This window comes from Streptomyces sp. NPDC041814, from assembly GCF_055590565.1.
The window spans coordinates 350192-372289 of record NZ_JBVJAM010000001.1 but is presented as its reverse complement, the minus strand read 5'-3'; the positions used below and the strand labels follow the sequence as shown (position 1 = coordinate 372289).

Genomic DNA, 22098 nt, shown 5'->3' with positions numbered 1-22098 from the left:
CGTCGTGGAGATCCTGGCCTTCGGAGTGCAGTCCGACGAGAAGCCGCTGATCGAGAAGGCGTTCGCCGGGAAGCACGAAGTCCGCTGCCTCGACGTCTTCCTGAACCGGGACACCGCCCCCATCGCGGCGGGCTACGAGGTCATCTCCACCAGCGTCAACGCCGACCTGGGCGGCGCGGTCCTCCAGACCCTCGCGGCGGGCGGCACCCAGATGATCGCCCAGCGCTCCACCGGATTCAACAACATCGACCTGGACGTCGCCGAGCGCCTGGCCCTGCGCGTAGCCCGGGTCTCCTACTACTCGCCGTACTCGGTCGCGGAGTTCGCCTGGACCCTCGCCATGGCGGTCAACCGCCGGGTGATCCGGGCCGCGAGCCGCACCCGCGACTTCGACTTCCGGCTCGACGGACTCCTCGGCCGCGACATGCACGGCCGCACGGTGGGCGTCATCGGCACCGGCAAGATCGGCGAGGCGTTCACCCGGATCGCCCACGGCTTCGGCATGAAGCTGCTCGGCTGGGACGTCGCCGAGAACCCGGCCTGCGCCGAACTGGGCATGCGGTACGTGGACAAGGAGCGGCTGCTCGCGGAGTCCGACGTGATCAGCCTGCACGTGCCGCTGCTCCCGTCGACGCACCACCTCATCGACAAGGACGCCCTCGCCCTGATGAAGGACGACGCGATCCTGGTCAACTCCAGCCGGGGCGGCCTCGTCGACACCTCGGCCCTGGTCGGAGAGTTGCGTGCGGGCCGCTTCCTCGGCGTCGGACTCGACGTGTACGAGGCGGAGGCAGGGCTGTTCTTCCTGGACAAGTCCCTGGAGGGAGTGGACGACGACACCCTGGCCCGGCTCGTCACCTTCCCGAACGTCATCGTCACCTCGCACCAGGCGTACTACACCGAGGACGCGGTCGGCCAGATCATCGCCGCCACCGTCGAGAACGTGGGCGACTACCTGGCCGGCCGCCACAGCGGGAACGTCCTGGTCCCGGCCCGCCCCGGGACCTGACCCCGCCTCTCAGCCGCGCACCGGAAGCCCCGCCAGCAGCTCGGACACGATCGCCGCACCGCGCAGCGTCAGCACCGACTCCGGGTGGAACTGCACCGAGGCGAACCCGGCCCCGCGCAGCGCGTGGAGCTCCCCGGACACCTCGTCCCGGCTCGCCTCGATGCCGTGCGCCGCCAGCTCCGTCGCCCCGGAGTCGTCGCAGCGCGCGGTGAAGCTGTTGTAGAAGCCGACCGTCTCGGGCCGCCCGAACAGGTCGATACGGGTCTGCGCCCCCTGGTACGGCACCGCCTTCCGGACGATCTCCAGGCCCAGTTCGGCCGCGATCAGCTCATGGCCCAGGCACACCCCGAGCAGCCCGTGCCGGTGGTCCCGGACCAGCTCGGCGGCCAGCGCGCGCAGCAGCCGCATCTTCGGGTCGGCGGCGTCCCCGGGATTCCCCGGCCCCGGCCCGAGGACCACGGGCCCCTCGTGCGCCCGCACCACGTCCCGCAGCCCCGGCTCGTCGTAGCGGCGCACGGTGACGTCGAGCCCCGAGGCGCGCAGCAGGTGACCGAGCATCGCGGTGAACGTGTCCTCGCCGTCCACCACCAGGGCGTGGCCGACGCGGTCGGCGGCGCGCTCCTGCATCCGCAGCCAGAACGGGGCGAGCCCGTCCCGCCGGGCGTCCAGGGCCTCCCGCACCCGGGGGTCCGAGGCCAGCCGGGGCCGCTCCCGCTCCGCCTCCGGGCGGGCCGGGCGCACACCGAGGGCGGCGAGGACCCCGGCCGCCTTGGCGTGGGTCTCCGCGACCTCGCTCTCCGGGTCGGAGTGCCGCACCAGCGTCGCCCCGACCGGCACCCGCAGCGTGCCGTCCGCGTCGATGTCGGCGGTCCGGATCAGGATCGGCGAGTCCAGGGTCTGGGTGCCGTCGGCCTCCCGGCGCAGCAGGGCCAGCGCGCCCGCGTAGTAGCCGCGCCCGCCGTCCTCGTACCGCTCGATGACCCGGCAGGCGTTCTGCACGGGGGAGCCGGTGACGGTCGCCGCGAACATGGTCTCCTTCAGCACCTCCCGTACGTCCAGCGAGGAGCGGCCGCGCAACTCGTACTCGGTGTGGGCGAGATGGGCCATCTCCTTGAGGCGCGGGCCGATCACCACCCCGCCCATGTCGCCGACGGTGCACATCATCTTCAGCTCCTCGTCCACCACCATGGAGAGCTCCTCGGTCTCCTTGCGGTCCCCGAGGAAGGCGAGCAGGCTCTCGGGGGTGGGCCCCTCGGCGGGGTAGCGGTAGGTGCCGCTGATCGGGTTCATCACGACGGTCCCGCCGGACATCCGCACATGCACCTCGGGGCTGGCGCCGACCAGCGTCCTGTCCCCGGTGTGCACGACGAAGGTCCAGTACGCGCCCCGCTCGCCCGCCAGCAGCCGTCGGAACAGGGCCAGCGCGTCCGCCCGGCCGAACCCGTCGATCCGGCCCCGGAACGTCCGCCGGATCACGAAGTTCGCGCCCTCGCCCCGGCCGATCTCGTCCTCGATCACCCGCCGCACGGTGTCGGCGTACGCCTCGTCGCTGACGTCGAACTCCCCGTCTTCCACGCGGACTTCGTGGCGAGGGAGTGCGTCCAGTGCCTCGTCCAGGGACATCGTGTACGTCTCGTCCGCGACCAGGACCGAGAGCGGGGTGCCGTCGTCGCGTACGTCGAAACCGCGCTCCGCGATCTGCCGGAACGGCACCAGCGCCAGCGAGGGCAGGTCACCGACGGGGACGTCGGCTAGCCGGTCCGCCTCGTGCACCCGGCCGATCAGCACCTCGACGGTGTCGTGGTTGTGGCCGGGGGTGCGGCGGCGCAGCAGGGCGAAGGGCGGGCAGTCGTCGCGCAGGAGTCGGTCGAAGCTCATGGGTGGGTTCCTTCCAGGGAATCAGCTGGGAGGAACGGCCCGTGGACACGGAAAAGGCCGCCCCTCGGGCGGCCTCTGCGTCAGTGTGTACGCGCGATCAGTGGGCCGCCGGATGAGCGGTCCACCACCAGTTACGGGTCGAGTGCGCGAACATGACCCGTACCCTAACCCACACCTGACGGCCGCGGGGCCCTCTCCCACCCGGCCGGATGGGAAAGGGCCCCGCGCGCACGAGACGTCCTGTCGGCTAGAACAGGGTGCCGTAGATCTGCCAGCCGTCCCCGACCTGCGACTTCGTCGCGAACGGGGCCGTCACCGTGCCGGTGGAGTGGTAGAACCAGAAATCTCCGGCCGAGTCCACGCCGACCAGGTCGCCCCGGCCGTCACGGTCCAGGTCGCTCGGGCCGAGCAGCAGCTTGTACTTGCCCCAGCCCGAACCGATCTTGACCCGCTTGTCGTACGGCTTGGTGGCCGAGCCGGTGCCCGTGTAGATCCACAGGACCCCGGACTTGTCCCGGGCCACGAAGTCCGCCTTGCCGTCGCCGTTCAGGTCGCCGGTGGAGACGATCTGGTCGTAGATCTGCCAGCCGTACCCGATCTTCGCCTTGGGCTCGAAGGGGCGGGCCGGGTCACCGGTGCCCTTGTAGAAATAGATGTCGCCGGCGCTGTTGCGGGCGATCAGGTCGGCCTTGCCGTCACTGTCGAGGTCGCGCATGCCGTTGAGGCTGCTGTACTGGTTCCAGCCGCTGCCGGTCTTGAGCCGGGCCATGTACGGCTTGTCCGGGTTGCCGCTGCCCCGGTAGTACCAGAGGACGCCGTCCTTGTCGCGGGCCACGAAGTCGCCCGTACCGTCGGCGCGCAGCGCGGTCATCGCGGTGATCGCCGTGTAGCCGCCCCAGCCGTAGCCCGCCTGGTAGCGGCGGTAGTACGGGGAGGAGGCGCTGCCGGTGCCCTGGTACTGCCAGATCCGGCCCGCGCTGTCACGGCCGATCATGTTGTAGCGGTCGGTGGCCGTGACCGGCGCGACGCTGGTGGAGGTCTGGACGTCGCTCGCCTTCACCCACGCCTGGCGGTGGTTGTAGCGGATCGGCAGATAGGAGGTGGAACCGATGACGTCCGTCTGGGCCGAGCCGAACCAGTCGTCGCCCTTCACCTCGGCGCCGGCCAGCGCGTACCCCTGGCCCGCGGGCAGCGTGTACTTCGTCAGGTAGTCCGGGTCGTCCGTCGGCGCCTCCAGGCCCGCGGCCTCGTAGGCGGCGGTCTCCGGGTAGGTACGCCCGTAGATCCGGACCGTCACCCCGGCCTTCGCCTTCACCACGCGCGGGGCCGCCGCGAGCGGCACGGTGTACTGGCCGCCCGGGTTGGAGAACCACGCCTTCTTCCCGGCGTACCAGATCGCCGTCCAGTCGCCCTTGGCCTCGGCGACGACGTAGGTGTCGCCCGCGCGGACCTTGTTGCCCCAGTTGGAGCCCTCGCTCCACAGCGCCGAGAAGTAGGGGTCGGTCAGCGTGGACGCGCTGGTGGACGGCGAGGTGTACAGGTAGCCGAAGTTCGCCGGCTGCTTGGTGACCGCCTTGGTGCCGTACGTCAGCGTCGGCTGGTTGGCCGTGGTGAACGGCGGCACCACGCGCACCAGTTGCCCCGCCTTGACCGGGCCGCCGGCGCCGCTCGCGCCCGTCGGGGCGCCCATCAGGCCCATGAAGTGGTTCCAGTCCCAGAACGGGCCCGGGTCCCAGTGGGTGTCCTTGGACTTCGCGTCCAGGGAGACGGGCACCTCGTCGTGGCCGATGATGTGCTCACGGTCCAGCGGGATGCCGTACTTGTCGGCCAGGAACTTCACCAGAGCCGCGGTCGACTCGTACTGCGACTCGCTGTACCAGCTGCCCTCCTTGATGGCGTAGCCCTCGTGCTCCACGCCGATGGAGTGCATGTTCAGGGTCCAGTTGCCCGCGTGCCACGCCAGGTCCTTGTTCTCGACCATCTGCGTGACCAGCCCGTCCGACGCGCGGACCAGGTAGTTGGCGCTCGCGGCCGCGCTCGGGCTGGTGAGGGTGGTCAGCGAGCTCGCGTAGTCGCCCTCGGTGTCGTGGATCACGATCTGCCGGATGTCGACGCCCTTGTCGGGGCGCACGGCGGGGGTGTAGCTGCGCTGGCCCGTGCTCGACGTCTTGGCCGGGACGAAGTTGCAGTTCAGACCGGACGGGCACTCGGGGGTGGGGGTCGCGGCGGTGCTCGCGAAGGACGCGGCCAGCGGTACGTTCGCCGGCTTGACCGGCTGGACCGAGGGGTCGGCCGGCAGCGAGACCCGCTGACCGTCCTGGGTGAGCGCGCTCTCGCCCGTACGGATCGAGTCGAAGACGCGCTTCGCGAAGAGGTCGGCCCCCTTCTTGTCCGGCGACTGGCTGAACCGCGCCACCGCCGGATACCACTGCGAGGCGTCGTCGGACAGGGAGCCCTTCGCGTCGCGCTGGTACTCGGCGAGGAGGGCCGCGCCCGCGCGGATGCTGTCCTCGGTGTCGTCGCGTACCGACGCCGTGTCCGTGTCGATCAGCTCGGCGGCCTCGTCCAGCGTGTGCAGCCGGGGGTCGGAGGTGTCGACCGTCTTCTTCGGCAGGTCGCGCAGCGCCTTCGCGGGGTCGAAGGCCTTCTCGATCTCCGGCCGGCCGGACATGTTCATGTGCGCCAGACGTTCCTTGTCGTCCGGCTGCTCCACGTCCCCGGCCGACACACTGGTCAGCCCCATGACGTTGTACGCCCCGGTGGTGCTCGGCTCGCCGTCGTGGCTCTCCCAGCGCGTCTGCCGGTACGAGACCGCCATCAGTACGCTCCGGGGCACGTCGAACTCACGGGCCGCGTCCTCGAACTGGGCCTGGAGCACGGCGGACGGCGCGGAGGCCTCGGCGGTCCCCGTGTCCGGGTCCTGCGAGGCCACGGCCAGGGTGCCGATCGTCGCGGTCGCGACCACGGCGGCGCCGACGCCGATCAGGAGCCGTCTCTTCCTGAGGTCCCTACGGTGATTCCGCTTCAAGTCCCCACCCTCGATGTCCACTTGTCCAACGTTGTTCAACGCTGAAAGACGGGAGGCTAGCAGGAGCTCCGGACAGCCCTCGCACCGGCCGTGCCGAGACGTCCGTCTCAGTGGCTGGGAAACCGGGAAAAGGAGCGGGCGCAACCCCGTAATGTGGACGCCGTGACCGTGAACGCCAATACCTCCGTCGCCGGTGGCAACACCTGGCGAGACCTTCCCGCGGCGCAGCAGCCCGAGTACCCCGACTCCGAGGCCCTGCGCGATGTACTCGCGGACCTCGCGTCGTATCCGCCGCTCGTCTTCGCGGGCGAGTGCGACCAGCTGCGTGCCCGTATGGGAGCCGTCGCCAAGGGCGAGGCGTTCCTGTTGCAGGGTGGGGACTGCGCCGAGGCATTCGACGGCGTGTCGGCCGAGCACATCCGCGCCAAGCTGAAGACGCTGCTCCAGATGAGCGCCGTCCTCACCTACGCGGCCTCCGTGCCTGTCGTCAAGGTCGGCCGGATCGCCGGGCAGTACTCCAAGCCGCGCTCCAAGCCGACCGAGACCCGCGACGGCGTGACCCTGCCGACCTACCGGGGCGACTCCGTCAACGGCTTCGCCTTCACCGAGGCCGACCGCGTCCCCGACCCCGAGCGCCTGAAGCGGATGTACCACGCGTCCGCCTCCACGCTGAACCTCGTGCGCGCCTTCACCACCGGCGGTTACGCCGACCTGCGCCAGGTGCACGCGTGGAACCAGGACTTCGTGAAGTCGTCCCCGTCCGGCCAGCGCTACGAGGCCCTGGCCCGCGAGATCGACAACGCGCTGAACTTCATGAAGGCGTGCGGCACCGACCCCGCCGAGTTCAAGGCCGTCGAGTTCTACGCCTCGCACGAGGCCCTGCTGCTGGACTACGAGACGGCGCTGACCCGCACCGACTCGCGCACCGGCCACCTGTACGACACCTCGGGCCACATGGTGTGGATCGGTGAGCGCACCCGCCAGATGGACGGGGCGCACATCGAGTTCGCCTCCAAGGTCCGCAACCCGATCGGGATCAAGCTCGGCCCGACGACCACCGTGGACGAGGCCCTGGGCTACATCGAGCGCCTCGACCCCGAGCGCGAGCCCGGCCGGCTGACCTTCATCGTCCGGATGGGCGCCGACAAGGTCCGCGACAAGCTGCCCGAGCTGGTCGAGAAGGTCACCGCCTCCGGCGCCACCGTCGCCTGGGTGACCGACCCGATGCACGGCAACACCTTCGAGGCGGCCTCCGGCCACAAGACGCGCCGCTTCGACGACGTCCTGGACGAGGTCAAGGGCTTCTTCGAGGTGCACAAGGGCCTCGGCACGCACCCCGGCGGCATCCACGTCGAGCTGACCGGTGACGACGTCACCGAGTGCGTCGGCGGCGGCCACGAGATCTTCGTGGACGACCTCCACCAGCGTTACGAGACGGCCTGCGACCCCCGGCTCAACCGCAGCCAGTCGCTCGACCTGGCCTTCCTCGTCGCCGAGATGTACCGCGACCAGTAAGGCCGCGGCAGGCAGCACCGTACGACTGTGGGGCACGGATCGATGTGATCCGTGCCCCACAGGGCGTTCCGGGCTTTTGCCGCCCCCCGGGGGACGGGTAAGGTTAGGTTAGCCTCACCGATCATCGGGGCGGCGCCCCTGACCCGTCCCCGCCCGGGAGGTGAACCGCATGTACGTCTGCTCGTGCTTCGGCGTTACGGAGCAGCAGGTCAAGGAGCATGCGGCGGCCGGGGCCTGCACGCCCCGCCAGATCGCCTCCGCTTCCAAGGCCGGCACGGACTGCGGCGGCTGCGTCCGCACCATCCAGGCGATGCTCGGCCGGGGCGCCTGCCCGCGCCGCGAGCTCCTGGAGCAGAAGAGGACGGCCGCCGCCACCCCGGCGGACGGGCTCCCCGAGGCCGCCTGAGCGCGGTCAGCTCTCCGGCTGCTCGATGAGCTGCGCGATGTACAGCGGCTCGCCCAGCTTCTCGACCAGGTCGAGCTGGGTGTCGAGGTAGTCGATGTGGTGCTCCTCGTCCGCGAGGATCGACTCGAAGATGTTCGCCGACGTGATGTCGCCCTTGTTGCGCATCAGCTCGATCCCGCGCTTGAGACGGTCGATCGCCTCGACCTCGATCTGCCGGTCGGCCTGGAACATCTCGGTGACCGTCTGGCCGACCCGTACGTGGAACAGGCGCTGGTAGTTCGGCAGGCCGTCGAGGAAGAGAATGCGGTCGGTCAGGATCTCGGCGTGCTTCATCTCGTCGAAGGACTCGGCGCGCGTGTATTTCGCCAGCTTGGTCCAGCCGAAGTTGTCCTGCATCTTCGCGTGCAGGAAGTACTGGTTGATGGCGGTCAATTCGGCGGTGAGCTGTTCATTCAGGAACTCGATGACCTCGGGGTCGCCCTGCATCGCAGAGGCTCCTTCCAACGGTGAACCGGGCACGTTGGCGGCATCCTCGCACCGGACCCGGTGACCGTCCAGTAAGTACATGCTTAGTACGAGTTGCCCGAATCGCCTCCGCCCTGGTCACGACCACCCCCGCCTGTCTGTCACCATGGAGTCATGGGTCAGCCGGAAAGCCGGGAACACCGCGCGTCAGAGCAGTCCGAGCTTCCGCCGGGCCAGCGGCTGCAGCGCGGATGGCCGGTTACCCACTACGGGCCGGTCCCCAAGTTCAAACCCGAGCGCTGGGAATTCCGTGTCTTCGGCGCGACCGCCGACGCCGAGAAGCACTGCTGGAACCACGAGGAATTCTCGGCACTGCCGTTCTCCTCGGTCGTCGCCGATCTCCACTGCGTCACGAAATTCAGCATGCTGGGCTCCGAGTGGGGCGGTGTGCTCGCCCGCGACGTGGTCGCCCTCGCGCCGCCCGCCCCTCAGGTCACCCATGTGATGGTCTGGGCCGAGTACGGCTTCAGCTCCAACCTCCGGCTGGACGACTTCCTCTCCGACCGGACCCTGTTCGCCACCCACAAGGGCGGCGAACTGCTCACCGCCGAGCATGGCTTCCCGCTCCGGCTCGTCGTCCCCCATCTGTACGCGTGGAAGGGCCCCAAGTGGGTCCGGGGCATCGAGTACATGACCGCCGACCGCCGCGGCTTCTGGGAGGAGCGCGGCTACCACAACATCGGCGACCCCTGGAAGGAACAGCGCTACTCCTACCAGGAGGAGCCCGGGGACGGCCCCGAACTCTGAACCGGGCGTCTCACCCCCCGTCGCGCAGCGCCTGCAGCCGGGCCACGTCCGCAGCGTGGCCCTCCTTGCCGCCCGGCGTCTCGATCACCAGCGGCACGCCCTCGGTGGCCGGGTGCGTGAACAGCTCGCGGAACGGCTCCTCGCCGATGTGGCCCGAGCCGATGTTCTCGTGCCGGTCCTTGTGGGCGCCGGACACGTCCTTGGAGTCATTGGCGTGGATGAGCTTCAGCCGGCCCTCGCCGACCGTCTCCACCAGCAGGTCCAGCGTCTCCTTCATCCCGCCAGGCCCGGCCAGGTCGTGCCCAGCCGCGAAGATGTGGCAGGTGTCCAGGCAGACCCCGAGCTTCGGGTGGGCGTCCAGCGCCTCGAAGTACGGACCGAAGTCCCAGGTCCGCGAGCAGAGCGAGGAGCCCTGCCCGGCGGTGGACTCCAGCAGCAGGAACGGGTCGTCGTCGTGCGTCAGCTCGTCCAGCAGCGGCAGCATGTGTGTCCGCACCTGCGCCAGCGCCTCCTCGCGGGGCCGCCCGCCGGTCGCCGACCCCGTGTGCACCACCACGCCCAGCGCCCCGATCCCGCGGGCCCGGCGCAGCGAGTGGCGCAGCGACTCCACGGACCGCTCCACCGTCGCCGGGGTGTGCGAGCCGAAGTTGATCAGATACGGGGCGTGTACGTAGGCCGGTACCGACTCGGCGGCGCACTGCTCGCGGAACAGGGCGTCCTGGGCCGGATTCCCGGCCGGGGTGGCCCACCCGCGGGGGTTGGCGACGAAGACCTGGACCGCTTCGGCGCCCATCTCGCGGGCGTAGGGGAGGCCGGCCTTGGCGAGGCCGCCGGCCACGGGGACATGGCCGCCGACGGGGTTGCGCATACGGATCTCTACAGTCCCTTGGTCTTGATGGTGATGGTGTCGCCCTCGGGGGCCCGGTCGCCGCCGTCCACGGACTGGCTGGAGACCTTGTCGCTGAAGGAGAGGAACCCGTGGTCGACCTCGACCTCGAAGCCGGCCGCCTCCAGCTCGTCGCGGGCGTCGTCCACCTTCTTCCCGACCACGTCCGGCACCTCGACCATGCGCGGACCGGAGGAGACCGTCAGCGTGATGGTGTCGCCATCGGCCGCCTCGGCGCCCTCCTCGGGTGACTGGACGGCAATGTCGCCCTCGTCCTCGGGCGAGTGCACCCGGCCGGGCTTCACCTTCGCCTTCAGCCCCTCGTCGGCCAGCGTGTCGGTGGCGTCCTCCACGGAGAGCCCGGTGACGTCCGGGACCGCGATGGGGCTGCCCTGGGAGACGACGATCGCGACCGCCGAGTCCGGGTGGCGGTCGGCGCCCGCCTCCGGCTCCGTGCGCAGCACCTCGCCGGCCGCCACGTCCTCGCTGAACTCCTTGGTGACCATGCCCGGGAGCAGGCCCGCCTTCTTCAGCCGCTGCCTGGCGTCGGCGAGCCGGTCGCCCGCGACGTCGGGCACCTGGATGATCTCGGGGCCGCGCGACACGACGAGCGAGACCGAGCCGTTGCCCCTGATCCGCGCGCCGGACCTGGGATCGCTGCTGATCACCTTGCCCCGCTCGACGGTGTCGCTGAAGGCCCGCTCCACGCCCTTGAGTTCCAGGCCCGCGTCGGAGAGCCGCTTCCCGGCCGCCTGCTCGGTCTGGCCCAGCAGCGAGGGGACCTTCGTGAACTGCCCGGAGTTGATGTACCAGACGCCGCCACCGACGCCCAGGACGACGAGCACCGCGAGGACCGCCGCGATCAGCCCGCGCCGGGGGCCGCCGAGCGGCCCGCGCCGGCGCGGCGGCAGCGGGTGCTGCGGAGGCGGGGGCATCTCCAGCCGGCTGGTGTGGTGGGCGGTGCCCAGGTCCTTCGGCAGCACCCGGGGGATCACCGTCGTCCGCGCGTCGGAGCCCTTCGCCCCGCCGCCCGGTCCCGGCTCCGGCAGGGCCTGCGGCGGTACGGCGTCGAGCTGCGCGTCCGTGAGGGCGGCGCGCGCCCGGCGGGCCCCGGCGAGCAGCGCCACCGCGTCGAACGGGCGGGCCTCCGGGTCCCGGGCGGTGGCGTCGGCCACCAGCGCGTCCAGCTCGGGCGCGAGGCCGGGGACGACCGCCGACGGGGGCGGTACGTCCTCGTGCAGATGCTGGTAGATGACCTGGGCGGGGGACTCCCCGTCACGCGGCTTGTCGCCGGTCAGCATCTCGTAGAGCACGACCCCGCAGGCGTACACGTCGGCACGGGTGTCCGCCGTGCCGTGTTCGATCTGCTCCGGGGCCAGGTACGAGACGGTGCCGAGGATCGTCCCGGTGGTGTTCGTGACCGTGTCCACGGCCCGGACCAGGCCGAAGTCGGCGACCTTGACCCGGCCGTCGTCCCCGATCAGCACGTTCTCGGGCTTCATGTCGCGGTGCACGAAGCCCGCCCGGTGCGCCGCGCCGAGGGCGGCGAGCACCGATTCCAGGATGTCCAGCGCGGCCCGGGGCGCGAGCGCACCGCGCTCGCTCAGCACGTCGCGCAGCGTGCACCCGGCGACGTACTCCATGGCCAGATAGACGTACTGCCCCTGGGCGCCCTGGTCGAAGACCCCGACCACGTTGGGGTGGGCGAGATGCGCCACCGACTTGGCCTCGCGGATGAACCGCTCCACGAACGAGGCGTCGGTCGCCAGCGCCGGGTGCATCACCTTGAGGGCGAGCACCCGGTCGAGCCGCATGTCCATGGCCCGGTAGACCGTGGCCATGCCGCCCACGGCGATGCGGGCATCGACGCGGTAGCGGCCGTCGAGCAGCTGCCCGACGAGGGGGTCCTGGAGGGTCGTATCCACCATGCGAGTCTACGAGCCGCCGCGGCCGGGCCCGCCGCTGTGGAGCGAACCCGGGGCTGGACTGAAGCCGAGCCGTGACAGGGGCGCGCCGCCCGAGCCCGGAATCCCGGCTTCCAACGGGCTTCCGGCCCTGGAACTGTGGATTCCGGCACGTTGGTCCGGACCGGGGCGGCCCCTCGCGCTCAGAACGCCGGGCGCTCCGGATCGAGCACCGCCCGCCCCGCCGTCGGCGACGACGCCTCCGCGAAGTGGCGGCGCGGGATGCGCCCGGCCCGGTGCGCGAGCCGCCCGCCCTCCACCGCGTGCCGCATCGCGGCGGCCATCAGCTCCGGCTCCTGGGCCCGGGTCACCGCCGAGGCGAGCATCACCGCAGAGCACCCCAGCTCCATCGCGAGCGCCGCGTCCGACGCCGTCCCGGCACCGGCGTCCAGGATCACCGGCACCCCGGCCCGCTCCGTGATCAGCTGGAAGTTGTGCGGGTTGCGGATGCCCAGGCCCGAACCGATCGGGGAGCCGAGCGGCATGACCGCGGCGCACCCCACGTCCTCCAGCCTCCGGGCCAGGACCGGGTCGTCGTTGGTGTACGGCAGCACCGTGAACCCGTCGTCCACCAGGATCTCCGCGGCGTCCAGCAGCTCGACCGGATCGGGCAGCAGCGTCCGTTCGTCGGCCACCACCTCAAGCTTCACCCAGTCCGTGCCCAGCGCCTCACGGGCCAGCCGGGCGGTGAGCACGGCCTCCCCGGCGGTGTAGCAGCCGGCGGTGTTCGGCAGCACCCGGATGGACAGCTTCCGCAGGACGGAGAGGACCGAGCCCTGCACGGTCGGGTCGAGGCGGCGCATCGCGACGGTGGTCAGCTCGGTGCCGGACGCGATCAGCGACCGCTCCAGCACGTCCAGGCTGGGCGCTCCGCCCGTGCCCATGATCAGCCGGGACGTGAAGTCGGTGCCGCCGAGGGTGAACAGGTCGTCGGACATCGTCAGCCTCCCTGGACCGCGGTCAGGACCTCGACCCGGTCGCCGTCGGCGAGCGCGGCGGCGGACCACCGGCCGCGCGGCACCACGGTCTCGTTGAGCGCGGCGGCCACCCCCGTCCGCGCGTCGGTCAGTGTCGCGACGAGGGTGTCCAGGGTGGTGCCGGGTGCGATGGCGGCCGGGGCGCCGTTCACGGACACGGTGAGCGGGGTGGGCTCGGTCATGCGGGCTGCTCCTGGGGTGCGGGGGCCGGGGCGAACCGGCCGGGCGAGAAGGGGCGGACCGGCTCGGGCAGCTCGCCGTCGGCCAGCAACGACGCCATGGCGTCCCCGGTGACGGGCGTGAGCAGCACGCCGTTCCGGCCGTGGCCGGTGGCGAGGTGGAGGCCGGGCAGCGCGGTGCGGCCGAGCAGCGGGGCGTTGTCCGGGGACGCGGGGCGCAGACCGGCCCGGGTCTCGGTGAGCGGCAGCTCGGTGATGCCGGGCACCAGCTCGTGGGCGTCGCGCAGCAGCTCGTAGACCCCGCCCGCCGTGACGGTGGTGTCCCAGCCCATCTCCTCCGTGGTGGCGCCGACGACCAGCTCACCGTTCTCGCGCGGCACGAGATAGACGTGGCTGCCCCGGACCACCGCGCGCACGGTGCGCGAGAGGAAGGGCGCGTACGCCGGGGGCACGGTGAGACGCAGCACCTGGCCCTTGACCGGGCGGACCGGCGGCAGGACGTGGGCGGGGACCCCGGCGAGCCGTCCGCTGAGGCTGCCCCCGGCGAGCACGACCTGGCCGGCGGCCAGCTCCGTACCGTCGTCGAGCACGGCGCCCACGGCCCGGTCCGCGACCACGGAGAGGCGGTCGGCGCGGCGGCGGTGGAAGACCACTCCGGCCCGTTCGCACGCGGTGAGCAGCGCGGCGGCGAGGCGGCGCGGGTCGACCTGGTGGTCGCCGTCCACCCGGAGGCCGCCGCGCACGCCCGGGGCGAGCATCGGTTCCAGGCGGCGGCACTCGCGCCCGGTCAGCCACTCCGACTCCAGGCCCGAGCGGCGTTGCAGCTCGTGGAGTTCGCGCAGATGGGCGCGGTCGTCGGCGTCCAGCGCGACAGCCAGGGTGCCGCAGGCGCGGAAGCCGATGTCCTGCCCGCTCGCCTCCTCCAGCTCCGCCGTGAACGACGGATAGCGCCGGGCGGAGGCGAGGTTGAGCCCGAGCAGCATCTCCTCGCCGTAGTGCAGTTCGGTGACGGCGGCCAGCATTCCGGCCGCGACCCGGGCCGCTCCGCCGCCCGGCCCGGGGTCGGCGAGCGCGACGGCCAAGCCGCGCCGCGCGGCCCGCCAGGCGGTCACCAGACCGATGACGCCGCCCCCGATGACGAGGACGTCGGCCCCTTCGGTGGGATGGGTGCGCATGGGCGTCCAGCCCCTCCCTTCGCCGGCATGACCCGGATCAGGTTCGTACGGTCGGAGGCCGCCAGCCTCCCTCTCAGCCCGGTACGCCCGGGCTCCCGCGTGTCTTACGGTGGCCACCCTAAACCCCGTCCCCCGGGGGCCGGGTGGGGCGCCCTTTCCTGACGCTCGGTCAGCTACGTAAGGTGGGCGGGTGAGCGAGCAGCAGCGGGCAGAGCGGACGGAACGCCGGGTCGTCGTCGCGGGCGCGGGCATGGCGGGCGTGCAGACCGCCGTCGCCCTGCGGGAACAGGGCTTCACCGGCCCCGTCACGCTGATCGGCGCCGAACCCCACCAGCCCTACGACCGGCCCCCGCTGTCCAAGGCGGTGCTGCTCGGCAAGGCGGAGGAGTCCGCCTTCGACATCGACTTCGAGGAACTGGACATCGCCCTCCGCCTGGGCTGCGAGGTCACCGGGGTCCGCGCCGGGGACCACGAACTGGACACCTCCGAGGGCCCGGTCCCCTACGACGTCCTGGTCCTCGCCACCGGCGCCGAACCCATCGCCCTGCCCGGCTCCGCAGGGGTCCCCGGCGTCCATCTGCTGCGCACCCTCGACGACGCGGCCCGGCTGCGCCCCGTCCTCGAAGCCGGGCACCCCGTCGTGGTCGTCGGCGCCGGCTGGATCGGCGCCGAGTTCGCCACCGCGGCCCGCGCCGCCGGCTGCGAGGTCACCGTCGTGGAGGCCGCCGACCGCCCCCTGGCGGGTGCGCTGCCCGCCGATGTCGCCGCCCCGATGGCCGCCTGGTACGAGGAGAGCGGCGCCCGGCTCCTCACCGGTGCCCGGGTCGCCCGCGTCGAGCCCGGCACGGTGGTGCTCGCCGACGGGCGCACCCTCCCGGCCGGTGCGGTCGTCGTCGGCATCGGTGCCCGCCCCGCCACCGGCTGGCTCGCCGGCTCCGGCATCGCCCTCGGGCCCGAGGGCTCGGTGACCGCCGACGCGGCGCTGCGCACCTCGCTCCCCGATGTGTACGCGGTCGGCGACTGCGCCTCCTTCCCCTCGGCCCGCTACGGCACCCGCCTGGTCGTCCACCACTGGGACAACGCCCTCCAGGGGCCCCGGACCGCGGCCGCCCACATCGTGGCGGAGGGCGCCGGCATCCCGCCGTACGATCCCGTGCCCTACTTCTGGTCCGAGCAGTTCGGCCGGTTCGTGCAGTACGCCGGGCACCACGCGGACGCGGACACGCTGCTGTGGCGCGGCGACCCGGCCGAGCCCGCCTGGTCGGTGTGCTGGCTGCGCGACGGCGTCCTGGTCGCGGTCCTCGCGGTGGGCCGCCCGCGCGACCTGGCCCAGGGGCGCCGGCTCATCGAGGCGGGGACCCGGCTCGACGCGGCGCGGGCCGGGGACCCCTCCGTCCCGCTGAAGTCGGCGGCCCTGGCCTGAGGGCGTTCCCCGGACCCCGCACGGACCTGAAGGGCCGAGTCCGGGTTTCGGCTGTCAGTCCGGGATGGCAGGCTTGTCCCGTGACCGAGATTGACGCAAAGATCGATGCTCTCGTCCCTGCCTGGCTCCACCTGCCCGACATCGCGGAAATGCTCGATGTCGAGGTGACGCGTGTGCGCCAGCTGGTCAAGGAGGGCCAGCTCATCGCCGTACGCCGTGGGGAGAACCGGGCGCTTCAGGTGCCCGCCGCCTTCATCGACGGCGACAAGGTGGTCAAGGGCCTCTCCGGGACCCTGACGCTCCTGAAGGACGACGGCTACTCCGACGAGGAGATGCTCGAATGGCTCTTCACCCCCGACCCGAGCCTGCCCGGTACCCCCGCGCAGGCTCTGAGTGAGAATCGCGGCACGGAGGTGAAGCGCCGCGCCCAGGCGCTCGCCGTCTGAACCGACCGGGGAAGCGGGCCGCACCGCGCGAGCGGGCGGCCCGCTTCCCCGCGCCGCACCACCGATCCGCCGTCACCGTCTTCCCCGGGGGGAACCGCACCATGTCCACGCCTACGCCGCGTCCCGAAAGCCCCGTCCGGCCCGCGACGCCTGGCACGCACTCTCGCGCGCAGCTGTCCGACGCCCGGCTCTACCTGTGCACGGACGCGCGCAGGCGCCAGGGCGACCTGCCCGACTTCCTCGACGCGGTCCTCGCCGGCGGCGTGGACATCGTCCAGCTCCGCGACAAGGGGATGGAGGCGGGCGAGGAGCTCGACCACCTCGCGGTCTTCGCCGACGCCTGCAAGCGGCACGGCAAGCTCCTCGCCGTCAACGACCGGGCGGACGTGGCCCATGCCATCGGCTCCGACGTGCTGCACCTGGGCCAGGGCGACCTGCCGGTCCCGGCCGCCCGCGCGATCATCGGCGCCGAGCCGGTCATCGGCCGCTCCACGCACGCCGAGGCCGAGGTGGACGCCGCCGCGGCCGAGCCCGGCGTGGACTACTTCTGCACCGGCCCCTGCTGGCCCACCCCCACCAAGCCCGGCCGCCACGCCCCCGGCCTGGACCTCGTCCGCTACGCCGCCTCACTCGCCCCCGCCCGCCCCTGGTTCGCCATCGGGGGCATCGACGCCGACAACCTCGACCAGGTGCTGGCCGCCGGGGCCCGCCGGATCGTCGTCGTGCGGGCCCTCACCGAGGCGTCCGACCCGGGTGCCGCCGCCGCCGATCTGGCGCGCCGGGTGCGCGAGCGCGCCGGAGCCTGACGCGGGACGGCCGCCTCCGGAACGGCGGGCAGGGACGGGCCTGGGACGAATCTGTCCGAAGGATGGACAAGAATCAGTCAATTCCGGCAAATGACTCCGGTTCGGTTGGGGGCCCGCCCCGCCCTGGTTAACCTGCCCGTATGGCCCTTGGCACACCTTCCACCAGGACAGATCACGCGCGCACCGTGCGTGAGATGCTCGCGACCGGCGAGACCTCGTACTCGTTCGAGTTCTGGGCGCCCAAGACCGAGAAGGGCGAGCGCAACCTGTGGAACGCGCTGCGCCGGGTCGAGGCCGTCGCCCCGAGCTTCGTCTCGGTGACGTACGGAGCCGGGGGCTCCACCCGCTCCGGCACGGTGAAGGCCACCCAGGACATCGCCGCCGAGTCCACGCTCACCCCGGTCGCGCACCTCACGGCGGTGAACCACTCGATCACCGAACTCCGCAACATGGTCGGCCAGTACGCGGACGCCGGCATCCGGAACATCCTCGCCGTGCGCGGCGACCCGCCGGGCGACCCCATGGGCCCCTGGGTCGAGCACCCGCAGGGCGTGAAGTACGCGGCGGACCTGGTCCGGCTGATCAAGGAGGCCGGCGACTTCTGCGTGGGCGTCGCCGCGTTCCCCGAGAGGCACCCGCGCTCCGACGACTGGGACACCGACGTCCGCCATTTCGTGGACAAGTGCCGCGCGGGCGCCGACTACGCGATCACACAGATGTTCTTCGATCCCGAGGCATATCTCCGGATGCGTGACCGGGTGGTCGCGGCGGGTTGCGAAACCCCGATCATCCCCGAGGTCATGCCGGTCACCAACGTCCGGCAATTGGAGCGGTTCTCCCAGCTCAGCGACGCGAAGCTGCCCGACGACCTGAAAGAGCGCATCCTCGCCGCCAAGGACGACCCCGCCGCTGTACGCTCCATTGGCATCGACTTCGCAACGCGGTTCAGCGCGAAGCTGCTCTCCGAGGGCGTGCCCGGACTGCACTTCATCACGCTGAACAACTCGACTGCGACGCTCGAGATCTACGAGAATCTCGGACTGCACAAGCAGTCGTGACCGGCCGTACCCGCCACCACCCGGGGCGGTGGCCGTAGAAGGGGGCGGGCATGGGCTGGACGGTCCTCTACATCGCGTTCGGTGTCGTCGCGCTGTGGCTGCTCGGCGAGGTGCTGCTGCAGTACAAGGCGCGGCTGCGCTGGCGTCTCCTCGCCTTCACCGGCTTCCTCGGTGTGGTGATCGGCGTCCTGCTGCCGTCCGTGCCCGTCATCGCCCTCGGCGCGGTCGCCTTCGCCACCGGCCAGACCTACGTCACGCTCTCGTTCCGCAAGGGCTTCTCCACCGGCTGGGCGATAGGGGGCAAGCCCGGCGAGAGCCGCCGCAGGCGCGGCGCGGCCGAGCGCAAGCCCACCCTTGAGGTCTCGGACCTGGAGGTGGACTACGAGGGCGGCGCCCCGGACGCCCCGCCGTCCGCCCCTGCCCCCGCCGCCGTCTACGCGACCGAACCGATGCCCGAGGACACGGGCCAGTACGGCGTCTACACCGAGCCCCTGCCGCCCCGCCCGGCCCAGGAGCCCCAGGCCGCTCAGAGCCACGAGGCGTACGACCCCTACGGCTATCCGGTCCAGCAGCCCCAGGGCCAGGACACCTACGCCGGGGCCGGCCAGTACGACTACGGCACCGATCAGCAGAGCTACGCCGCCTACTCCGACCCGTACATCGGCACCACGGCGAGCACCCCGCAGTACGGCACGTACGACGGCTACGGGAACTACGACGGCCGGCCGTACGCCGACCCGTACGCGCAGGGCGACACCTATGGCTCGGAGACCCCGCCGGGCGGTGTCTGGGTGCCGCAGCAGCGCGAGGGCGAGCAGTATCCCCAGCAGCCCGCCGCCCAGCCGGCCCCGTACCCGAACGGCTACGACACCGGCTACAACGAGCAGTACCGCTACTGAGGCGCCCCCGGCTCACTGCGAGCCGCGGAAGCCGTCCCCCTCCACCACGGTCCCCGCGACCAGCGCCCCGGACATGCCCGCGTGCGCAAGTCCGCCGCCCGGATGCGACCAGCCGCCGGCCAGCAACAGGCCGGGCAGCCGGGTTCGGTTGGCGGCGTGCAGGAACGCGCCCCCGGCTCCGCCCAGCGCCGGCGGCGGCACGGCACCGTCCCCGGCGCCCGTGTCCGCGGCGGTCTCGGCGGGCGTCCGCACCCGCGTCCGCAGCACCCGCTCCCGCAGCCCCGGCACCGCGGCGCCCGCCACCCCGGTCACCGTTTCCGCGAACCGGGCCCGCAGCGCCTCGTCCGTCCAGTCCACCGGGCCGTGCGGGGCGACCGTCGCCACCAGCGTCACCGCCTCGTGCTCCGCGTCGGGCCGGGTCGACGGATCGTCGGGGCGCAGCACGGTCACCGTCGGGTGCGCGGCGGTCCGGCCCCCGAAGACCGCCTCGCGCTCGGCCGCGCCGTCCGCCGGGTGCACCACGGTCCGGTGCACGGCGTCATCGGGCCGCCCGCCGCGCAGCGACAGCATCACCACGAACCGGCCGCTCGCCCCCGCCGCGTCCGCACGGGCCGTCACATCCCCCTCGGCCCACAGCTCCTGACCCGGCACCAGGCCGGGCCACGGCCGGGCCCCGAGCACCACATGGGCCGACTCCGCGACCGTCCCGTCCGCCAGCTCCACGCCCGCCGCCCGGCCGTCCCTCGCCACGACCCGGGCCACCTCGGCGCCGAAGACGAACTCCACCTTCCGGGCCAGGCACCGCTCGTACACCGCGCGGGCCAGCGCCCGCATGCCGCCGCTCACGTACCAGGTGCCGAACGTCTCCTCCATGTACGGCAGGAGGGCCGCGCCCGCCGGGGCGCGCGAGGGGTCCAGGCCGTACCCCAGCGCGTATCCGTCGAGGAGGGCCGCGAGCCGCGGGTCCGCCAGCTCCCAGGCGCCGATCTCCGCCACCGTCCCGGCCCGCCGCGCCGGGCGCAGCAGCCGCCGGCGCTCCTCGGCCGGATACGGGTCACGGCCCAGCACCTGCCAGTCGGGGCGCAGGGGCTCCTCCAGGAGCGGCCGACGCGAGCGGTCCCAGGCGTCCCTGGCGCGGTCGAGGAAGGCCCCCCACTTCGCGCCCGCCCCGCCGCCGAGCGCGGCGTCCAGGGCGGCGACGGTCCCGGCGCGCGAGGCGTTCGGCAGCGACACCGAGGTGCCGTCCGCGAAGAGGTGCCGGCTCGCCGGGTCCACCTGGGCCAGCGTGACGCACCGCTCCAGCGGCTCCTTGCCGGTCTTCACGAACAGGTCGCGGTAGACCGCGGGGAGGTGGAGCAGCCCGGGGCCGGTGTCGAACGTGAAGCCCTCGTCGGCGTACTGGCCGAGCGAGCCGCCGTACGTCCGCGACCGCTCGTACACCGTCACCCGGTGGCCTGCCACGGCCAGCCGGGCCGCCGCCGCCATCGCGCCCATCCCGGCGCCGATCACCGCAATTCGTGCCATGCGGCGACCTTAACGGCCGCCACCGACGGCCCGTCCGTCAGCCCCACGGAGCTCCGGCAGGCGGGACGACGGGCTGCTGCCCCCGGCGTTTCTCCTCGCGGCGCTGCGCCCTGCGGCGCCAGAACCGGCGGATACGGGAGGCCAGGAAGATCACGAGCGCGAGACCCGCGACGAGGAGCGTCCCGGCGAGGGTGGCGGCGATCCACGGATGGAAGATCGCGAAGGTGATGACGCCCGCGACGCCCAGGTCCTCGGCGGCGCTCAGCGCGATGTTGCTGAACGGCTCGGGGGACGTGTTGACCGCCATCCGCGTCCCGGCCTTCACCAGATGGCTCACCAGGGCGGTCGAGCCCCCGATGGCACCGGCCGCGATCTCCGGCAGCGAACCGCTCTCGCCGGCCAGCAGCGCCGCGACCACCGCGCCCGCCACCGGCCGGACGACCGTGTGCACCGCGTCCCACGCGGTGTCGAGGTAGGGCACCTTGTCGGCGACCGCCTCGAAGAGGAAGAGGATCGCGACGACGACGAGCACGTCGGTGCGCTGGAGCGAGGCGGGCACCTCGTCGCTGACACCGGTCGCGCCGAATATGCCGAGCAGGAGGACCACCGCGTACGCGTTGATCCCGCTCGCCCAGCCGCTTGTGAACACCAGAGGGAGTACCGACACGCAGGCGATCGTAGCCAGCGGGCCTTGTCTTGCGGCAGGGCGCGTGGAACCCGGCGCTGAGTACCCGTACTCAGCGCGCGGGATGAGTAGTCGCACGGATGGCCGTGACCTGCCGGAACGGCAGAGTGGGTGTCCACGGAAGGGGGCGCCGCCCCGCCACCGCCGGCACGGGGCGGCGGTAGTGGGGCGGCGCCGCCCTTCCGAACGGGGGTGCGCGGCGGAGGACTTCGGGACCACGGGGGACACGGGGTCACGGGGGACGGTCCTCCGGCAGCACGGAAGGCGCCGGTCGGGCGGGCTCGGGGGACGGGCCGCGCGCGACCGGCGCCTTCGTGCGTGAGGGGTGCTCAGTGTCCGCTGACGCGGCCGCGCAGCAGCAGGGACAGCGCCGAGTGCACGTCGTCGATCGAGCGCTCCGGCTGGAACGCCTGCCAGTCCAGCGCCGCCACCAGCACCATCCCGACGAGTGCCGCCGCCGTCAGCGGCACGTCGATCTCCTCGCTCAGCTCGCCGCCCGCCACGCCCTCCGCGATGACGCCCTCCACCACGGCGACCGCCTCCCTGCGCACCACCAGCAGCGTGGACTGCCAGGCGCGGTTGGTGCGCCAGAGCTCGGCCACGTACAGCTGGGTGAAGGCCGGGTAGCGGTCGATGAAGACCAGACCGGCCCGGATCATGGCGTCCAGCGCCTCGACCCGGCTGCCACCGCGGGCGCCGGTCTCCTCGGCCGCCGCGCGCAGCGAGGAGGTGAGCAGCCCGACGCCGTGGCGCAGCAGCTCCTCGAAGAGCTCGGTCTTGCTCTTGAAGTTGTAGTAGACGGTGCCCTTGGCGACCCCGGCCCGGTCGGCGATCTCGTCCACCGTGGTCGCCGAGAAGCCCTTCTCGGCGATGAGGGTGACGGCCGCTTCGTAGAGCCTCTGCCGGGTGGCCTGGCGGCGCGTGCCGCTACTGCTTTCCATGGACCTGATTCTCACAGGTCCCGGCAC

At 72.5% G+C, this 22098-nt stretch carries 21 protein-coding genes and 1 riboswitch; of the genes, 9 read left to right on the top strand and 12 right to left on the bottom strand.

All coding sequences use genetic code 11. The features are described 5' to 3' along the window. Positions 1-4: 4 nt before the first annotated feature. Entirely contained in the window at positions 5-1009 is a 1005-nt protein-coding gene (locus tag ACZ6C6_RS01700; protein ID WP_469199277.1) for a 2-hydroxyacid dehydrogenase, read from the top strand. A 9-nt stretch (positions 1010-1018) separates the two neighbouring features. Here the strand turns inward: ACZ6C6_RS01700 and ACZ6C6_RS01695 are convergent, their stop codons facing one another. The 3 genes from ACZ6C6_RS01695 to ACZ6C6_RS01685 all read right to left on the bottom strand — a co-directional run bounded on the left by ACZ6C6_RS01695 (position 1019) and on the right by ACZ6C6_RS01685 (position 5915). Continuing rightward, complete coding sequence (locus ACZ6C6_RS01695; protein WP_469198010.1) at positions 1019-2887, bottom strand: anthranilate synthase family protein; 1869 nt, start codon at positions 2885-2887, stop codon at positions 1019-1021. A gap of 97 nt (positions 2888-2984) precedes the next feature. Continuing rightward, the gene (locus ACZ6C6_RS01690; protein ID WP_073735655.1) at positions 2985-3041 is read right to left on the bottom strand and encodes a trp operon leader peptide; all 57 of its coding nucleotides are present in this window, start codon (positions 3039-3041) and stop codon (positions 2985-2987) included. Between the two features lie 93 nt (positions 3042-3134). Further along, a complete protein-coding gene (locus ACZ6C6_RS01685; RefSeq protein ID WP_469198008.1) occupies positions 3135-5915 on the bottom strand; it encodes an N-acetylmuramoyl-L-alanine amidase in 2781 nt (926 codons plus the stop codon). Between the two features lie 162 nt (positions 5916-6077). Here ACZ6C6_RS01685 and ACZ6C6_RS01680 point away from each other — a divergent pair, with 162 nt between their 5' ends. Together ACZ6C6_RS01680 and ACZ6C6_RS01675 are read left to right on the top strand one after the other, a co-directional pair. Continuing rightward, positions 6078-7430, top strand: coding sequence for a class II 3-deoxy-7-phosphoheptulonate synthase (locus tag ACZ6C6_RS01680; protein ID WP_469198006.1), 1353 nt, complete (start codon positions 6078-6080; stop codon positions 7428-7430). A gap of 169 nt (positions 7431-7599) precedes the next feature. Then, the gene (locus ACZ6C6_RS01675; protein ID WP_469198004.1) at positions 7600-7836 is read left to right on the top strand and encodes a (2Fe-2S)-binding protein; all 237 of its coding nucleotides are present in this window, start codon (positions 7600-7602) and stop codon (positions 7834-7836) included. Between the two features lie 6 nt (positions 7837-7842). Here ACZ6C6_RS01675 and bfr read toward each other — a convergent pair whose 3' ends face one another. After that, a complete protein-coding gene (bfr, locus tag ACZ6C6_RS01670) occupies positions 7843-8322 on the bottom strand; it encodes a bacterioferritin (RefSeq protein WP_361032745.1) in 480 nt (159 codons plus the stop codon). A 153-nt stretch (positions 8323-8475) separates the two neighbouring features. On the opposite strand from bfr, the gene ACZ6C6_RS01665 reads away from it, so the two are divergent. Further along, positions 8476-9108, top strand: coding sequence for a sulfite oxidase-like oxidoreductase (locus ACZ6C6_RS01665; RefSeq protein WP_469198001.1), 633 nt, complete (start codon positions 8476-8478; stop codon positions 9106-9108). A 10-nt stretch (positions 9109-9118) separates the two neighbouring features. On the opposite strand, the gene ACZ6C6_RS01660 is transcribed toward ACZ6C6_RS01665, so the two are convergent. The 5 genes from ACZ6C6_RS01660 to thiO all read right to left on the bottom strand — a co-directional run bounded on the left by ACZ6C6_RS01660 (position 9119) and on the right by thiO (position 14289). Continuing rightward, positions 9119-9976 carry a deoxyribonuclease IV gene (locus tag ACZ6C6_RS01660; protein WP_469198000.1) on the bottom strand — a complete coding sequence of 286 codons (858 nt, stop codon included), beginning with the start codon at positions 9974-9976 and terminating at the stop codon, positions 9119-9121. An 8-nt stretch (positions 9977-9984) separates the two neighbouring features. Further along, positions 9985-11919 (bottom strand): Stk1 family PASTA domain-containing Ser/Thr kinase, encoded by a 1935-nt coding sequence (gene pknB / locus ACZ6C6_RS01655; RefSeq protein ID WP_469199275.1) that lies wholly within the window; start codon positions 11917-11919, stop codon positions 9985-9987. Positions 11920-12101: 182 nt separating this feature from the next. Then, the gene (locus ACZ6C6_RS01650; protein ID WP_469197998.1) at positions 12102-12896 is read right to left on the bottom strand and encodes a thiazole synthase; all 795 of its coding nucleotides are present in this window, start codon (positions 12894-12896) and stop codon (positions 12102-12104) included. A gap of 2 nt (positions 12897-12898) precedes the next feature. Further along, positions 12899-13117, bottom strand: coding sequence for a sulfur carrier protein ThiS (thiS, locus tag ACZ6C6_RS01645; RefSeq protein WP_469197996.1), 219 nt, complete (start codon positions 13115-13117; stop codon positions 12899-12901). Next, positions 13114-14289, bottom strand: a complete 1176-nt coding sequence (gene thiO / locus ACZ6C6_RS01640) for a glycine oxidase ThiO (protein ID WP_469197994.1) — start codon at positions 14287-14289, stop codon at positions 13114-13116. Before thiO ends, thiS begins: the two co-directional genes overlap by 4 nt. Next, a riboswitch (TPP riboswitch) is annotated at positions 14287-14398 on the bottom strand. It overlaps the preceding gene by 3 nt. 81 nt (positions 14399-14479) lie before the next feature. Between thiO and ACZ6C6_RS01635 the strand changes: the two genes are divergently transcribed. The 5 genes from ACZ6C6_RS01635 (at position 14480) to ACZ6C6_RS01615 (ending at position 18921) form a co-directional block, all read left to right on the top strand. Then, on the top strand, positions 14480-15712 hold the full coding sequence (locus ACZ6C6_RS01635; protein WP_469197992.1) for an NAD(P)/FAD-dependent oxidoreductase: 1233 nt from the start codon (positions 14480-14482) through the stop codon (positions 15710-15712). An 80-nt stretch (positions 15713-15792) separates the two neighbouring features. Continuing rightward, entirely contained in the window at positions 15793-16158 is a 366-nt protein-coding gene (locus tag ACZ6C6_RS01630) for an Rv2175c family DNA-binding protein (RefSeq protein WP_445069540.1), read from the top strand. A gap of 101 nt (positions 16159-16259) precedes the next feature. Further along, positions 16260-16964: a thiamine phosphate synthase gene (gene thiE / locus ACZ6C6_RS01625; protein ID WP_469197990.1), complete on the top strand. Its 705-nt coding sequence runs from the start codon at positions 16260-16262 to the stop codon at positions 16962-16964. Positions 16965-17104: 140 nt separating this feature from the next. Beyond that, positions 17105-18022 (top strand): methylenetetrahydrofolate reductase [NAD(P)H], encoded by a 918-nt coding sequence (metF, locus tag ACZ6C6_RS01620; protein WP_469197988.1) that lies wholly within the window; start codon positions 17105-17107, stop codon positions 18020-18022. Positions 18023-18072: 50 nt separating this feature from the next. Continuing rightward, on the top strand, positions 18073-18921 hold the full coding sequence (locus ACZ6C6_RS01615; RefSeq protein WP_469197986.1) for a hypothetical protein: 849 nt from the start codon (positions 18073-18075) through the stop codon (positions 18919-18921). 12 nt (positions 18922-18933) lie between these two features. Here ACZ6C6_RS01615 and ACZ6C6_RS01610 read toward each other — a convergent pair whose 3' ends face one another. The 3 genes from ACZ6C6_RS01610 to ACZ6C6_RS01600 form a co-directional block, all read right to left on the bottom strand. Then, positions 18934-20445, bottom strand: a complete 1512-nt coding sequence (locus ACZ6C6_RS01610) for a phytoene desaturase family protein (RefSeq protein ID WP_469197985.1) — start codon at positions 20443-20445, stop codon at positions 18934-18936. A gap of 37 nt (positions 20446-20482) precedes the next feature. Continuing rightward, positions 20483-21112 (bottom strand): DUF4126 domain-containing protein, encoded by a 630-nt coding sequence (locus ACZ6C6_RS01605; RefSeq protein ID WP_469197983.1) that lies wholly within the window; start codon positions 21110-21112, stop codon positions 20483-20485. Positions 21113-21459: 347 nt separating this feature from the next. Further along, on the bottom strand, positions 21460-22071 hold the full coding sequence (locus tag ACZ6C6_RS01600) for a TetR/AcrR family transcriptional regulator (RefSeq protein ID WP_469197981.1): 612 nt from the start codon (positions 22069-22071) through the stop codon (positions 21460-21462). Positions 22072-22098: the final 27 nt, after the last annotated feature.